This is a genomic window from Rathayibacter sp. AY1E6, from assembly GCF_002931115.1.
Classification (GTDB): Bacteria; Actinomycetota; Actinomycetes; order Actinomycetales; family Microbacteriaceae; genus Rathayibacter.
In genome coordinates this window covers 26,784-42,067 of the sequence record NZ_PSVK01000012.1, presented here as the reverse complement: position 1 = coordinate 42,067, position 15,284 = coordinate 26,784, and the positions used below count along the sequence as shown (strand labels likewise).

Genomic DNA, 15,284 nt, shown 5'->3' with positions numbered 1-15,284 from the left:
TCCGAAGCGACAACTGAAACGGAGCAATACATGGCCGACATGGTTATGCCCAACAGTGTTTTCGACCGCCTGCTCAAGGACCGGATCATCTGGCTCGGTTCCGAGGTGCGCGACGAGAACGCGAACGAGATCGCCGCGAAGCTCCTGCTCCTGGCAGCCGAGGACTCCGAGCGGGACATCTACCTCTACATCAACTCGCCCGGCGGCTCCATCACCGCGGGCATGGCGATCTACGACACGATGCAGTTCGTCCCGAACGACATCGTGACCGTGGGCATCGGGATGGCGGCCTCCATGGGCCAGCTGCTCCTCACCGCCGGAACCCAGGGCAAGCGCTACATCACCCCGAACGCGCGGGTGCTCCTCCACCAGCCGCACGGCGGCTTCGGCGGCACGGCCTCCGACATCCAGACCCAGGCGCAGCTCATCCTCGACATGAAGAAGCGCCTCGCCGAGATCACCGCCAAGGCGACCGGCAAGACCGTCGAGCAGGTCAACGAGGACGGCGACCGCGACCGCTGGTTCAGCGCCGAGGAGGCCCTCGCCTACGGCTTCGTCGACCACATCCGCTCGTCGGCGACCGACGTGGCCGGCGGTGGCGGAACCGCCATCGACGAGTAGTCCAGCGAACGCGCCGAGAGATCAGGAACAGACAATGACCACACCCACCTTCGGCGGAACGGCGTTCGGCTCCGGAGCCGCACCGTCCTCGCGCTACATCCTCCCCACGTTCGAGGAGCGCACGGCCTACGGCTACAAGCGCCAGGACCCGTACGCCAAGCTCTTCGAGGACCGCATCATCTTCCTCGGCGTCCAGGTCGACGACGCCTCCGCGGACGACATCATGGCCCAGCTCCTCGTGCTCGAGAGCCAGGACCCGGACCGCGACATCGTCATGTACATCAACTCGCCCGGTGGATCCTTCACCGCGATGACGGCGATCTACGACACGATGCAGTACATCCGCCCGCACATCCAGACGGTCGTGCTCGGCCAGGCCGCCTCGGCCGCCGCCGTGCTCACCGCCGCGGGAACGCCGGGCAAGCGCCTCGCGCTGCCGAACGCGCGCATCCTCATCCACCAGCCCGCCGTGCAGCAGGGCGGGGGCCAGGCCTCGGACATCGAGATCCAGGCCGCCGAGATCATGCGCATGCGCGAGTGGCTCGAGGAGACGCTGTCGCACCACTCGAACCGCTCGATCGAGCAGGTCAAGAAGGACATCGACCGCGACAAGATCCTCGGCGCGAGCGACGCGCTCGAGTACGGGCTGATCGACCAGGTGCTCACCAGCCGCAAGAGCCTCCCGGCTCTCACGGCGTAGGGCGTCCAGGAGGGGCCGGGTGGCGGAGCGATCCGCCGCCCGGCCCCTCTCTGCGTCCTCCGTCGCCGTAGCAAAGCGCCACACGAGGCGCAAGGCACGGCGAATCCGGCCCGCCTGCCGAGCCCTCGCGGCTCAGCGGCTAGGCTCGTAGCAGTGTCAGGGGGCTCGTCCCGCTCGCACCGGCCGGAGCTCCGGGCTCCGTTGCACGACCGACCGACGCACGACAGACGCACGACAAGGAAGTGGGGCATCCCCGTGGCACGTATTGGCGAAAGCGCCGACCTGCTGAAGTGCTCCTTCTGCGGCAAGAGCCAGAAGCAGGTCCAGCAGCTCATCGCGGGACCGGGCGTCTACATCTGCGACGAGTGCGTCGAGCTCTGCAACGAGATCATCGAGGAGCGCCTCTCCGAGTCGAGCGAGGAGACGAGCCACGAGTTCGACCTCCCGAAGCCGAAGGAGATCTTCGGCTTCCTCGAGGAGTACGTGATCGGGCAGGAGCAGGCCAAGAAGGCCCTCGCCGTCGCCGTGTACAACCACTACAAGCGCGTGCGGGCCCGCAACACCATCACCGCCGCCGACGCGATCCACGACGAGGTCGAGATCGCCAAGAGCAACATCCTGCTCATCGGCCCCACGGGCTGCGGGAAGACCTACCTCGCCCAGACCCTCGCGAAGCGCCTCAACGTGCCCTTCGCCGTCGCGGACGCCACGGCCCTCACCGAGGCGGGCTACGTCGGCGAGGACGTCGAGAACATCCTCCTCAAGCTCATCCAGGCCGCCGACTACGACGTCAAGCGTGCCGAGACCGGCATCATCTACATCGACGAGGTCGACAAGATCGCGCGGAAGGCCGAGAACCCCTCGATCACGCGCGACGTCTCGGGCGAGGGAGTGCAGCAGGCGCTGCTCAAGATCCTCGAGGGCACCGTGGCCTCCGTGCCCCCGCAGGGCGGGCGGAAGCACCCGCACCAGGAGTTCATCCAGATCGACACGACGAACGTCCTCTTCATCGTCGCCGGCGCCTTCGCCGGACTCGAGGACATCATCTCGTCGCGGGCGGGCAAGCGCGGCATCGGCTTCGGCGCCCCGCTGCACAACAAGGAAGACGAGATCAACATCTTCAGCGAGGTCCTCCCGGAGGACCTGCACAAGTTCGGGCTGATCCCCGAGTTCATCGGGCGCCTCCCCGTCGTCACGACGGTCACGCAGCTGGACCAGGTCGCGCTCATGCAGATCCTCACCGAGCCGCGCAACGCGCTCGTGAAGCAGTACCAGCGGATGTTCGAGATCGACGGCGTCGAGCTCGAGTTCGACCGGGGCGCTCTCGAGGCCATCGCGGACCTGGCGGTCCTCCGCCAGACCGGAGCTCGCGGACTGCGCGCGATCCTCGAGGAGGTGCTCGGCCCGATCATGTTCGAGGTGCCCTCCTCGGACGAGGTGGCGCGCGTCGTCGTCACCCGCGCCGCGGTGCTCGACAACGCGGCCCCGACGATCGTGCCCCACGCTCCCCGTCGCCAGGAGAAGAGCGCCTAGTCGCTCCCCGCCCCGCTCTGCCAGTTCACCGCGATTGGCCCGGCGGATCGTCGGGCGAGGCGCTCCTGCTTCCCTAACCTGGCGGAGCGCGCCGACGGCGCGTCCGGTCGCCTCGGTGCCGGTCGATCCTCCGGGAGGCTCCGCCATCGTCCAGCCGCTGCTCGCCGGGATCGTCGCCGCCCTGACCGGCTTCTCGAGCTCGTTCGCGATCGTGCTCGCCGGGGTGGTCGCGGTGGGCGCCACCGACGTGCAGGCAGCCTCGGGCCTCCTCGCCGTCTGCGTGCTGCAGGGGGTCCTCTGCATCGTGCTGAGCATCCGCTACCGCGTGCCGATGACCTTCGCCTGGAGCACGCCGGGAGCCGCCCTGCTGGCCGCGACCGCGACGCTCCCCGGTGGTTTCGACCGCGCGGTCGGGGCGTTCCTGGTCGCCTCCGCTCTGCTGGTGGTCACCGGGCTGTGGCCGGCGCTCGGGAGGCTCGTCGCGCGCATCCCGCGGCCGCTCGCGAACGCCATGCTCGCGGGCATCCTGTTCCCGCTCGTCCTGGCGCCGGTGCGCGCGGCGGTCGAGATCCCCGCGCTCGCGCTGCCGGTGATCCTGCTCTGGCTGCTGCTCCTGCGGCTCCTGCCCCGCTGGGCGGTGCCGGCCGCGATCGCCCTGGCGATCGTGCTGCTGATCGTGACGGACGGCGCGGCACTCGCCGGTGCGCCGCTGCTCCCCGTGCCGCAGTTCGTCGCTCCGGTGTTCGAGATCGGAGCGATGGTCGGGATCGGCCTGCCGCTCTACGTGGTCACCATGGCCGGGCAGAACATCCCGGGCATCGCGGTGCTGACGAGCTTCGGCTTCGCGGCCCACTCGCGTCCCGGGATCGTCTCGACCGGTGCTCTCTCCGGGGTCTCGGCGATCTTCGGCGGCGTGCCGATCAACTACGCCGCGCTCAGCGCCGCGCTGACCGCGGGTCCCGAGGCCTCGCCGCGGCCGGAGCAGCGCTGGGTCGCCTCGGTCTCGGCGGGCGCCTCCTACCTCGTGCTGGGCGTGTTCGCCGGAGCGGCCGCCGCGCTGGTGTCCTCCGCGAGCCCGCTGCTGATCGAGGCGGTCGCCGGTCTGGCGCTGCTGGGGGTGTTCGTGTCGGCGGTGCAGGCCGCTGTGGAGGACGCGCGGCTGCGGCTGCCGGCGGCGGCGACGCTCCTGGTCACCGCCTCCGGCACGACCATCGCGGGGATCGGATCGGCGTTCTGGGGCCTGGTCGTGGGACTCGTCCTCCTCGCCTGGCTCGTCCCCCGGCGCCGCTAGAGGAGGCCGCGGCGCGCGAGCAGCGGCTCGGTCCGCGCATCCCGCCCGCGGAACGCGCGGTACGCGTCGAGCGGATCGCGGGAGCCGCCGAGCTCGAGCACCCCGCGGCGGAAGCGCTCGCCCGCCGAGCGGTCGAGGCCGCCGTTCTCCTCGAACCACTCGACCGTGTCCGCGTCGAGGATCTCGCTCCAGATGTAGGAGTAGTAGCCCGCGGAGTAGCCGCCGGAGAAGACGTGCGCGAAGTACGTGCTGCGGTAGCGGGGCGGCACGACAGGAAGGAGGAGGCCCGCGCCGTCGAGCACGTCGCGCTCGAAGGCGGCCGCGTCGCGCGGCTCGACCGGGGCCGGCAGGGAGTGCCAGGCGAGGTCGAGCAGGGCGGACGCCAGGTACTCGCTCGTCGCGAAGCCCTCGCCCCACAGCGCGGACGCCTCGAGGCGCTCGACGGTCCCCGCGGGCAGGGCTTCGCCGGTCTCGACGTGGCGGGCATACTCGGCGAGGAGCCCGGGGCGGCGCACCCACGTCTCGTTCACCTGGCTCGGGAACTCGACGAAGTCCCGGAACACCGCGGTACCGGCGAAGCGCGGGTACCGCGTGCTCGCGAACAGGCCGTGCAGGGCGTGCCCGAACTCGTGGAAGAGCGTCTCCACCTCGTCGAGGCTGAGAAGGGCGGGCTCACCCGGGCCCGGAGCCGACAGGTTCAGGTTGTTCACGACGACGGCGGAGTCGCCGAGCAGCGAGGTGCGGCTGGACAGGGAGTTCATCCACGCCCCGCCGCGCTTCGAGTCGCGGGTGAAGGGATCGAGCAGGAACAGGCCCAGCGGCGTCCCGTCCTCCTCGTGCACCTCGAACACGCGGACGTGCTCGCTGTAGCCGGCCAGGTCGCTCCGCTCCGAGAAGCGGACGCCGTAGAGACCGGTGGCGGCGGCGAACACGCCGTGCCGGAGCACCCGCTCCAGCTCGAAGAAGGGACGCAGTGCGCTGGAGTCGACGGAGTAGCTCTCCGACCGCACGCGCTCCTCGTAGTAGGCGCGATCCCACGCCTCGATCGTGAAGCGCGGCGCTCCGGCGGCGTCCTGCTCGGCGTCGGCGGAGGCCTGCATCCGCTCGAGCTCGATCCTCGCGTTCCGGGCGGCGGGAGCGGCGAGCTCGCGCAGCAGCGACAGGACGCGCTCCGGCGAGCCCGCGGTCTGGCCCGAGATCACGAACTCGGCATGCGAGGCCGCGCCCAGCAGAGCTGCGCGCTCGGCCCGCAGCGCGACGATCTGCTGCAGGGTCGCGGTGGTGTCGTGCGGCCCGCCTTCCGCACCGCGGCCGACAGAGGCGCGCAGGACGCGCTCGCGGACGCCGCGGTCGCGCAGACGCGCGAGCCAGGGGTGGCCGGAGTAGAGGGGCAGGGTGATCAGCCAGCCGTCGACACCGCGGTCGGCGGCGGCGCGCGCGGCGGCCGAGACGTCGGACTCGTCGAGCCCGTCGAGGCCGGCGACGTCCTCGAGAAGGACAGCCCGGTCGTTCGACTCGGCGAGCAGGTCCTTCTCGAAGCGCGTGGTCAGGGTCGAGAGCTGCTCGTTCAGCTCGCCGAGCCGTGCCTTCCCCACGTCGTCGAGGAGCGCACCGGAGCGCTCGAACCCGGTGATCCTCCGCTCGAGGAGGTAGGCCGTCTCCGCGTCGAGGTCGAGCTCCGACGACTGCTCGGCGAGGGTGCGGAGCCGGGCGAACAGGCGCGGGTCGAGGCTGATCGCATCGCTGTGGGCCGAGAGCAGCGGAGCGAGCTCGGCCTCCAGAGCGTCGGTGAGCGGAGTGCGGTCGGAGGCGGCGACGGTGAAGAAGACGGCGCTCACCCGGCGCAGCTCGCGCCCCGCCCGCTCGAGGGCGACGAGGGTGTTCTCGACGGTCGGCGGCTCGGAGGCGCCGGCGATCGCGTCGATCTCGGCGCGGTGCCGGCGGAGGGCCTCAAGGAACGCCGGGCGGTAGGCCTCGGGGTCGACGGCGGCGAAGTCGGGGAGCCCGTGGGGGAGTCCGCTCGGCTCGAGCAGGACGGCGACGGGATCGGGAGCGCTCATCCTGCGAGCCTAGAGCTCGAGCGGGGGAGAGGGCTCCGGCTCAGGATCGCAGGACGCGCGCTCACCGGGCTCGGCGAACGCGCCGCGAAGGGGCGTCAGCCCCAGTCGTCGTCGTCCTCGCCCTCCACGCGGCCCTGCGGCTGCGTGATGTAGGCCGCGTCCTCCTCGGGACGGTAGGTGATCGTCGTGCCGTCGTCGAGTTCGAGGACGGGCCTGCCCTCGAGCCAGGTGAGCGTCCAGCGCCAGTCGGCGGTCGCCGTGCCGGCCGCGGTGAGCTCGCCCTCGACGTCGCCGATGGCGGTGACGACGATCTCGGGGAGGGTCTGCGGCGGCACCTGGCCGACCGACCAGCGGGTTCCGAGCTGCATGGGAGGGGTCCTCTCGACGGTGGGGAGGGAGGCGGGACGGTTCCCGCCTCCCGGGAGCGGCGCTACGCCTCGGTCTCGAGCTCGATGCCGACCGCGAGGGCGTCGCCCTCGGCGAAGTCGAGCGTCGCGATCCTGCCGACGGCCGCGAGGTCTCCCGCGGCGAGTCGGAGAGACGCGACGAGCTCGGCGGGCGCCGTCACCAGGGCGGAGCGGGCCGGCGTCTTCTGCGAGGCCTTCGCATCGGTCTTCGCGCGCCGGATGGCCGTGAGGACAGAGCTCGCCGCGGCCAGGACGGCGGGGTCGCCGCCCAGGCCCTCGACGGCCGGCCAGGGGCGCAGGTGCACCGAGTCGTCGTGCGACCACGACCAGGTCTCCTCCGTCGCGAACGGCAGGAACGGCGCGAACAGGCGCTGGAGGACGTCGAGCGCCCGGTGCAGGGCGGCCGCGGCGGACGCGCCGTCCTCGCTGTACGCGCGCTCCTTCACCAGCTCCAGGTAGTCGTCGCAGAACGTCCAGAAGAACGCCTCCGTCGTCTCGAGAGCGCGGGCGTGGTCGTAGTTCTCGAGCGCCGTCGTCGCGTCGGCGACCACGGTGTCGAGGGTGGCCAGCATGCTGAGGTCGAGAGGGTCGGTGACCTCGGCGCCCTCGGCGAGAGGGAAGCCGTGGATGAACTTCGCCGCGTTGAGGATCTTGATCGCCAGTCGGCGGCCGATCTTGATCTGCGTCGGGTTCTGCGGGTCGAAGGCCGCGTCGGTACCCAGGCGCGAGGAGGCGGCCCAGTAGCGGACCGCGTCCGAGCCGTGCTGCTCGAGCATCGCGGCGGGAGTGACCACGTTGCCCTTCGACTTCGACATCTTCTTGCGGTCGGGGTCGACGATGAAGCCGGAGACGGTCGCCGTGCTCCACGGGGCGCGGCCGTCCTCGAGCTGCGAGCGCAGGAGGGTCGAGAAGAGCCAGGTGCGGATGATGTCCTGGCCCTGCGGGCGCAGGTCGTAGGGAGCGACCAGCTGCCAGAGCTCGTCGTCCCGCTCCCAGCCGCCCGCGAGCTGCGGGGTCAGCGAGGAGGTCGCCCAGGTGTCCATCACGTCGAGCTCGCCCTGGAAGCCGCCCGCCGCTCCGCGCTGGTCCTCCGTGTAGCCGGGGGCCGGGTCGCTGGAGGGATCCACCGGCAGCGCCGCCTCGTCCGGCACGATCGGGGAGTCGAAGACGGGGTTGCCGTCGCCGTCGAGCGGGTACCACACCGGGATCGGCACGCCGAAGAAGCGCTGGCGCGAGATCAGCCAGTCGCCGGAGAGGCCGTTCACCCAGTTCTCGTAGCGGACGCGCATGAACTCCGGCACGAAGCGCACGTCGCGGCCGAGCTCCAGCAGGCGCTCCTTGAGCACCGCGTCGCGAGCGCCGTTGCCGATGTACCACTGGCGGGTCGACACGATCTCGAGCGGCTTGTCGCCCTTCTCGAAGAACTTGACCTGGTGGGTGATGGGGCGCGGGTCGCCGACCATCTCGCCGGACTCCTTCAGCAGCGCCACGACGGCCTGCTTCGCGGAGAAGACGGTCTTGCCGGCGAGCTGCTCATAGGCGGCGCGGCCCGCGTCGCTCGTGATCGCGGCGGGAGCCTCCGAGATCAGGCGGCCGTCGAAGCCGATGATCGCACGGTTGGGCAGGTCGAGCTCGCGCCACCAGACCACGTCCGTGATGTCGCCGAAGGTGCAGATCATCGCGATGCCCGAGCCCTTGTCCTTCTGCGCGAGGTGGTGCGCGAGCACCGGGACCTCGACGTCGAAGAGCGGCGTGCGGACGGTGGTGCCGAACAGCGCCTGGTAGCGCTCGTCGTCGGGGTGCGCGACGAGGGCGACGCAGGCGGGCAGCAGCTCGGGACGGGTCGTCTCGATGAAGACGTCCTCGCCGCCGTCGCGGTGGAAGCCGAGGCGGTGGTAGGCGCCGGGCTGGTCCTTGTCCTCGAGCTCCGCCTGGGCGACGGCGGTCCGGAAGGTGATGTCCCAGAGCGTCGGGGCCTGCGCCTGGTAGGCCTCGCCGCGGGCGAGGTTGCGGAGGAAGGCGCGCTGCGAGGCGGCCTGCGACTCGTCGCCGATGGTCCGGTAGCTCTGCGACCAGTCGACGGACAGGCCGAGGGCCCGCCAGACGTCCTCGAACTGCTTCTCGTCCTCGACGGTGAGGCGCTCGCACAGCTCGACGAAGTTGCGGCGCGAGATCGGCTTCTGGTCGGCGGCCTTGCTGCTCTTGTTGTCGCCGCCCTCGAACGGAGGCGTGAAGCCGGGCTCGTAGGGGAGCGTCGGGTCGCAGCGCACACCGTAGTAGTTCTGCACGCGGCGCTCGGTGGGCAGGCCGTTGTCGTCCCAGCCCATCGGGTAGAAGACGCTCTTGCCGCGCATCCGCTGGAACCGCGCGACGACGTCGGTGTGCGTGTAGGAGAAGACGTGCCCGATGTGCAGCGACCCGGACGCGGTGGGCGGCGGGGTGTCGATCGAGTAGACGTCGGCGCGGGTGAGGCCGGTGCGGTCGAACCGGTAGGTCCCGTCGGTCTGCCAGCGGAGGCCCCACGTGCCCTCCAGACCCTCGAGGGCGGGCTTCGCGGGGAGGCGGTCGGCGAGGGTCATGATGCTCCGGTTCGCTATGGGCGGCACCGTGTCGGTGGTGATGGTGCCTGGATGGGGGCTCCGGGGCGAGTCGCCCGCCGGCCGCGACGATTCTACCGGAGCGGCGGGAGCCGGGTCAGTCGACGACGGGGGTGAAGCCGGCGCGGACGGGCGCGAGCGCCTCGTCGAGATAGGGCACGAGCTCGCCGCGGGTGGGGCCCGCCGCGGCCCACGCCTGCACGGCCGCCACCGCGGCTCCGACGCTCGCGTAGGCGATGGCGCGCGAGAGGTGCGAGGGCAGCGGGCGCGCGCTCCGCTCCTCCACGAAGCGGGCGATGACGGCCGCCTGCCGGGCGAGGCGGCCGAGGGCCGACGCCTGCAGCTCGTGGACGCTGCCGATCATGTCGGACTGGGTGAGCACCCACGGCACCGTCGCGGGTCCGAAGCCGGAGCCGATCGCGAGCAGCGCGTCGCCGAGCGCGTCCATCACCGGCGCCTCTGCCGCCGTCTCGGCCAGCGCCTCCGGGAGCTCTGCCAGCCGGTCGTCGACCAGGACCCAGAAGACGTCGCTCTTGGACTCGAAGTAGTTGAAGAAGGTGTTGCGCGAGACGCCCGCGCGCTGGGCGATCTGCTCGATCGTCGTGCCCGCGTAGCTCTGCTCGACGAAGAGGTCCAGAGCGGCGTCCTCCAGCATGGAGCGCGACGACGCGCGGGGCCGTCCGCGCTGCACTCCTCGCACCATGAACCGCTCCTGCTCCGCTTCCCCCGACGCGCTAGGATAGCGCCGGACGACTTCGACCCGGCCATCACCGGTGAGTCTTCGGAAGAACGGCGCCGGCTCCGGCCTGCGCCCAGTAGACCCGGACGGGTGCGGCCCGTGACAGCCGATCGAGTGGGAACGCGTCAGCGGGCACTCCTCCGGGAGCGACCGCCCGACCGGTCCAAGCGAGGTGGTACCGCGACCCGGCCCGGGGTCTGAGATCCGGGCGGGCCGTCCTCGTGCAGACCAGCAGCACTGCCAGGAGACCGCACGTGACCTACCCCCTGACCCCGCCCACCCCGCACGGAGCCGAGCCCGCCGAGGGCTCCGCGTTCGGCCGGGGCGTGTCCCCGTCGCCGCGCTTCCCCGAGATCGAGGAGCGCGTGCTCGCGTACTGGAAGGCGGACGACACCTTCCAGGAGTCGATCCGGCAGCGCGAGGGAGCGCCGGAGTGGGTCTTCTACGACGGCCCGCCCTTCGCCAACGGCCTGCCGCACTACGGGCACCTCCTCACCGGCTACGCCAAGGACGTCTTCCCCCGCTTCGAGACGATGCGCGGACGGCAGGTGCACCGCCGCTTCGGCTGGGACACCCACGGCCTGCCCGCCGAGCTCGAGGCGGAGCGGCAGCTCGGCATCACCGACAAGTCCCAGATCGAGGAGATGGGCGTCGCGGCCTTCAACGCCGCCGCGAAGGAGTCGGTGCTGCGCTACACCGGGGAGTGGCAGGACTACGTCACCCGCCAGGCGCGCTGGGTCGACTTCGACGACGACTACAAGACGCTCGACCCCACCTTCATGGAGTCGGTGATCTGGGCGTTCAAGCAGCTCTACGACAAGGGCCTCGCCTACGAGGGCCACCGCGTGCTGCCGTACTGCTGGCGCGACCAGACGCCGCTCTCGAACCACGAGCTGCGGATGGACGACGACGTCTACAAGATGCGCCAGGACCAGACGGTCACCGTCACCTTCCCGCTGGTCGGCGAGACGGCGGAGGCGCTCCAGCTGACGGCGGTCCGCGCTCTCGCGTGGACGACGACGCCGTGGACGCTGCCGACGAACCTCGCGCTCGCCGTCGGGCCCGACATCGAGTACGCGGTCGTCCCCGCCGGCCCGAACGGCGCGGCCGACGGGAGGGGCGAGCCCGAGGAGCGCGAGCTCTCGGCCGAGTACCTGCTCGCCATCGACCAGGTCGGCGCCTACGCGAAGGACCTCGGCTATCCGGACGCGGAGTCGGCCCTGGCCGCCGTCTCGCGCACCCATCGCGGCTCCGAGCTCGAGGGGATCAGCTACGACCGCCTCTGGGACCACTACGCGGACACCGAGGCCTGGGGCACGCAGAACGCCTGGCGCATCCTCGTCGCCGACTACGTGACCACCAGCGAGGGCACCGGCATCGTGCACCAGGCGCCCGCCTACGGCGAGGACGACCAGAAGGTCTGCGAGGCGGCGGGCATCCCCGTCATCATCTCGGTCGACGACGGCGGCCGCTTCCTGCCGCAGATCAGCGAGGTCGCCGGCCTCCAGGTCTTCGACGCGAACAAGCCCCTCACGCAGCTCCTGCGCGCGGACCACCGGCTGCTCCGCCAGGCGAGCTACGAGCACTCGTACCCGCACTGCTGGCGCTGCCGCAATCCGCTGATCTACAAGGCGGTCTCGAGCTGGTTCGTCCGCGTCACCGCGATCCGCGACCGCATGGAGGAGCTCAACCAGGAGATCACCTGGGTCCCCGAGAACGTCAAGGACGGCCAGTTCGGCAAGTGGCTCTCGGGCGCGCGCGACTGGTCCATCAGCCGCAACCGCTACTTCGGCTCGCCGATCCCGGTGTGGAAGAGCGACGACCCGGAGTACCCGCGGATCGACGTCTACGGCTCGCTGGACGAGCTGGAGCGCGACTTCGGCGTGCGCCCGGACGACCTGCACCGGCCGTTCATCGACGAGCTGACCCGCCCGAACCCCGACGACCCGACCGGGCGCTCGACGATGCGCCGGATCAGCGACGTCCTCGACGTCTGGTTCGACTCCGGATCGATGCCCTTCGCCCAGGTGCACTACCCGTTCGAGAACGCGGACTGGTTCGACACCCACAACCCGGCGGACTTCATCGTCGAGTACATCGGGCAGACACGCGGCTGGTTCTACACGCTGCACGTGCTCTCCACCGCGCTCTTCGACCGCCCGGCGTTCCGCAACGTGGTCAGCCACGGCATCGTGTTGGGCAACGACGGGCAGAAGATGTCCAAGTCGCTGCGCAACTACCCGGACGTGGCCGAGGTCTTCGACCGCGACGGCTCCGACGCCATGCGCTGGTTCCTGATGTCGAGCCCGGTCCTCCGGGGCGGCAACCTCGTCGTGACGGAGGAGGGCATCCGCGAGGGCGTCCGCCAGGTGCTGCTGCCGCTGTGGAGCACCTGGTACTTCTTCTCGCTCTACGCCAACGCCTCGGCGGGCGGCGGCTACGAGGCGACCAGGCGCACCGGCTCCGAGGACGTCCTCGACCGCTACCTGCTGGCCAAGACCCGCGATCTGGTCGAGACCGTGACCGGCCGGCTCGAGGCGCTGGACTCCACACTCGCGGCCGCCGCGCTCCGCGACTTCAGCGACGTGCTGACGAACTGGTACGTGCGCCGCTCCCGCGACCGCTTCTGGCAGGGCGTCGACGAGGACGGCCGCGGATCGGAGGCGTTCGACACGCTCTACACGGTCCTCGAGACCGTGTGCCGCGTCGCCGCACCGCTCCTGCCTCTCGTCACGGAGCAGATCTGGCAGGGCCTGACCGGCGGCCGCAGCGTCCACCTCACCGACTGGCCGGAGGCGGACGAGTTCCCCGCCGACCCGGCGCTCGTGCACGCGATGGACGCGGTCCGCGGCATCTCGTCTACCGCGCTCTCCCTCCGCAAGCAGGCCGGGCTCCGCGTCCGCCTGCCGCTCGCGCGCCTGACCGTGGTGGTCGCCGACGCCGCCGAGCTCGCGCCGTTCGAGGCGATCCTCCGCGACGAGCTGAACGTGAAGGAGGTGTCGCTGGTGCCGCTGGTCGACTCCAGCGCCGCCGACTACGGCGTCACCTCCCGTCTCGCGGTCAACGCGCGCGCCGCCGGGCCCCGGCTCGGCAAGGGCGTGCAGACCGTGATCAGGGCCGCCAAGGCCGGCGACTGGAGCGAGACGGACGGCGTCGTCACCGCCGGCGGCGTCGAGCTGGTCGAGGGCGAGTACGAGCTCACGCTCGAGGTCGGCGGCTCGGCCGGCGACGACCGCGCCATCGCCCTGCTCCCGCGCGGGGGCTTCGTGCTCCTCGACACGGCGACCACCCCCGAGCTCGAAGCGGAGGGGCTCGCCCGCGACCTCATCCGCGCGGTGCAGGACGCCCGCAAGGCGGCCGGGTTCGAGGTCAGCGACCGGATCGTCCTGGAGGTCGTGCTCGACGAGCCGAGCCTGCAGGCGCTCGAGCCGCACGCGCTCTGGATCGCGGAGGAGACCCTCGCGACCGGATGCGCGTTCACTCCGCTCACCACGGCTCTCGAGGGCGGCGAGGGCGCGATCGCCGTCGGCCCCGCGGGCACCGCCATCATCCGCGTCGAGAAGGTCGAGGCCGCCGATGTCTGATCCGTTCGAGCCGGACGACGCCGACCGCGCGGCCGCCGACGCCGTCTACGCCGCGCTGCTGGAGCGCCTGGGCGAGGCGAGCGTCCGCCCGCGCCTCGCTCCGACCCGGCGCGCCGTCGAGATCCTCGGCGACCCGCAGCGCGCCTACCCGGTGATCCAGATCGCCGGAACCAACGGCAAGACCTCGACCAGCCGGATGATCGAGAGCCTGCTGCGGGCCCACGGGCTGCGGGTGGGCCTGTTCACCAGTCCGCACCTCGAGCGCTTCAACGAGCGCATCGTCATCGACGGAGAGCCGATCTCGGACCGGAGCCTCGCCGACAGCTGGCAGGACGTCGAGCCGTACCTGCGGATGACCGACGCCGAGCTGGCCGAGCAGGGCGAGGCGCCGCTGTCCTTCTTCGAGGCGATCACCGTCCTGGCCTACGCGGCCTTCGCCGACGCGCCGGTCGATGTGGCCGTCGTCGAGGTGGGGATGGGCGGCGAGTGGGACTCGACGAACGTCGCCGACGCGCAGGTCGCCGTCTTCACGCCGATCGCCCTCGACCACACCGACCGCCTCGGCTCGACGATCGAGGAGATCGCGCGCACCAAGTCGGGCATCGTCAAGCCGCTCGCCTCGGTGGTCTCCGCGAGGCAGGTCCCGGAGGCGGAGGCGGTGCTGCGGCACGCGGCCGAGGCCACCGAGTCGACGATCGTCGTCGAGGGGGCGGAGTTCGACGTCGAGTCGACGACCGTCGCCGTCGGCGGCCAGGTCGTCACCGTCCGGGGACTCGTCACCACGTACGAGCAGCTGCTGCTGCCGTTCTTCGGCGACCACCAGGCCGAGAACGCCGCCGTGGCCGTCGCCGCGGTCGAGACCTTCCTGGGAGGCGGGACGCAGGAGCTCACCGGCGACGTCCTCGACGAGGGCTTCGCCGCCGCGACCTCCCCGGGCCGCCTGCAGCTCGTCGGACTCGCTCCGCGCACCGTCGTCGACGCGGCGCACAACCCGCACGGTGCCGCGTCCCTCGCCGCCGCTCTCGGCCGCTACTTCGACTTCGACCGCGTGACGGCCGTCCTCGGCGTGCTGGCCGAGAAGGACGCCGAGGGGATCCTCCGGGAGCTCCGCCCCGTGGTGGACGAGCTGATCGTGACCACGGCGCCGAGCGATCGGGCGATGCCCGCCGAGGAGCTCGCCGCGCTCGCCCGCACCGTGTTCCCGGAGGAGGCGGTCCGCGTCGCCGACGACCCGCTGGGTGCTCTCACGGCCGGCCGCGTCCTCGCGGCGCGCACCGACAAGGGCGCTCTGCTGGTCACGGGCTCGATCACCCTCGTCGGCCGCACGATCACTGCGGCCCGCGACGAGAACTGGCTGGGCGCGTGAGGGCCGGACGCCCGCGGCGCTCGCGGACCGTCCGGGAGAGCCTCGGCTCGATCGTGCTCGGCTTCGAGACGGTCATCGTCTTCCTCGCCACCCTCGTCGCCTTCGGGCTGAAGGCGGCCGACCCCGTGGTCGTGCTGGTCGGGGGAGCGGTGGTCTGCCTCGCGCTCGTCGCCACTCTGGGCCTGCTGAACCGGCCGGTCGGCTTCCGCATCGGCTGGGTGCTGCAGTTCGTTATCGTGGCCTCGGGCCTGCTGGTCCCGATCATGTACGTGATCGGCGCCGCCTTCGTGGCGCTGTGGACGTACTGCATGGTGACCGGCACCCGCCTCGACGCTCAGACGCGCCGGGCGGCGGAGCCCACCGACCCCACCGAAGGAGACCGCTGA

Annotated in this window: 11 protein-coding genes; 7 read left to right on the top strand and 4 right to left on the bottom strand. The window is 71.6% G+C overall.

From position 1 onward, the window contains the following. The first annotated feature begins 30 nt into the window (after positions 1 to 30). The 4 genes from C5C46_RS11000 (at position 31) to C5C46_RS10985 (ending at position 4,145) form a co-directional block, all read left to right on the top strand. On the top strand, positions 31 to 621 hold the full coding sequence (locus tag C5C46_RS11000) for an ATP-dependent Clp protease proteolytic subunit (RefSeq protein ID WP_097165884.1): 591 nt from the start codon (positions 31 to 33) through the stop codon (positions 619 to 621). A 34-nt stretch (positions 622 to 655) separates the two neighbouring features. After that, a complete protein-coding gene (locus C5C46_RS10995) occupies positions 656 to 1,321 on the top strand; it encodes an ATP-dependent Clp protease proteolytic subunit (protein WP_068253282.1) in 666 nt (221 codons plus the stop codon). A 255-nt stretch (positions 1,322 to 1,576) separates the two neighbouring features. Further along, complete coding sequence (gene clpX, locus C5C46_RS10990) at positions 1,577 to 2,854, top strand: ATP-dependent Clp protease ATP-binding subunit ClpX (protein WP_104223693.1); 1,278 nt, start codon at positions 1,577 to 1,579, stop codon at positions 2,852 to 2,854. Between the two features lie 115 nt (positions 2,855 to 2,969). Beyond that, positions 2,970 to 4,145, top strand: a complete 1,176-nt coding sequence (locus tag C5C46_RS10985; protein WP_104226726.1) for a benzoate/H(+) symporter BenE family transporter — start codon at positions 2,970 to 2,972, stop codon at positions 4,143 to 4,145. Here C5C46_RS10985 and C5C46_RS10980 read toward each other — a convergent pair. The 4 genes from C5C46_RS10980 to C5C46_RS10965 form a co-directional block, all read right to left on the bottom strand. Then, positions 4,142 to 6,205, bottom strand: coding sequence for a M3 family metallopeptidase (locus C5C46_RS10980; RefSeq protein WP_104226725.1), 2,064 nt, complete (start codon positions 6,203 to 6,205; stop codon positions 4,142 to 4,144). The genes C5C46_RS10985 and C5C46_RS10980 overlap by 4 nt on opposite strands. 95 nt (positions 6,206 to 6,300) lie before the next feature. Continuing rightward, positions 6,301 to 6,573 (bottom strand): hypothetical protein, encoded by a 273-nt coding sequence (locus C5C46_RS10975; protein ID WP_104226724.1) that lies wholly within the window; start codon positions 6,571 to 6,573, stop codon positions 6,301 to 6,303. A gap of 62 nt (positions 6,574 to 6,635) precedes the next feature. After that, the gene (valS, locus tag C5C46_RS10970) at positions 6,636 to 9,191 is read right to left on the bottom strand and encodes a valine--tRNA ligase (RefSeq protein ID WP_104226723.1); all 2,556 of its coding nucleotides are present in this window, start codon (positions 9,189 to 9,191) and stop codon (positions 6,636 to 6,638) included. Positions 9,192 to 9,306: 115 nt separating this feature from the next. Next, positions 9,307 to 9,912: a TetR/AcrR family transcriptional regulator gene (locus C5C46_RS10965; RefSeq protein WP_104226722.1), complete on the bottom strand. Its 606-nt coding sequence runs from the start codon at positions 9,910 to 9,912 to the stop codon at positions 9,307 to 9,309. 290 nt (positions 9,913 to 10,202) lie between these two features. On the opposite strand from C5C46_RS10965, the gene ileS reads away from it, so the two are divergent. Genes ileS through C5C46_RS10950 form a run of 3 tightly spaced genes read left to right on the top strand, consistent with a single transcriptional unit; the run spans position 10,203 to position 15,284 of the window. After that, positions 10,203 to 13,532: an isoleucine--tRNA ligase gene (gene ileS, locus C5C46_RS10960; protein ID WP_374953114.1), complete on the top strand. Its 3,330-nt coding sequence runs from the start codon at positions 10,203 to 10,205 to the stop codon at positions 13,530 to 13,532. Continuing rightward, the gene (locus C5C46_RS10955) at positions 13,525 to 14,898 is read left to right on the top strand and encodes a folylpolyglutamate synthase/dihydrofolate synthase family protein (RefSeq protein ID WP_104226721.1); all 1,374 of its coding nucleotides are present in this window, start codon (positions 13,525 to 13,527) and stop codon (positions 14,896 to 14,898) included. The genes ileS and C5C46_RS10955 overlap by 8 nt, the downstream gene beginning before the upstream one ends. Then, positions 14,895 to 15,284, top strand: a complete 390-nt coding sequence (locus C5C46_RS10950; protein ID WP_258059444.1) for a DUF4233 domain-containing protein — start codon at positions 14,895 to 14,897, stop codon at positions 15,282 to 15,284. The genes C5C46_RS10955 and C5C46_RS10950 overlap by 4 nt, the downstream gene beginning before the upstream one ends.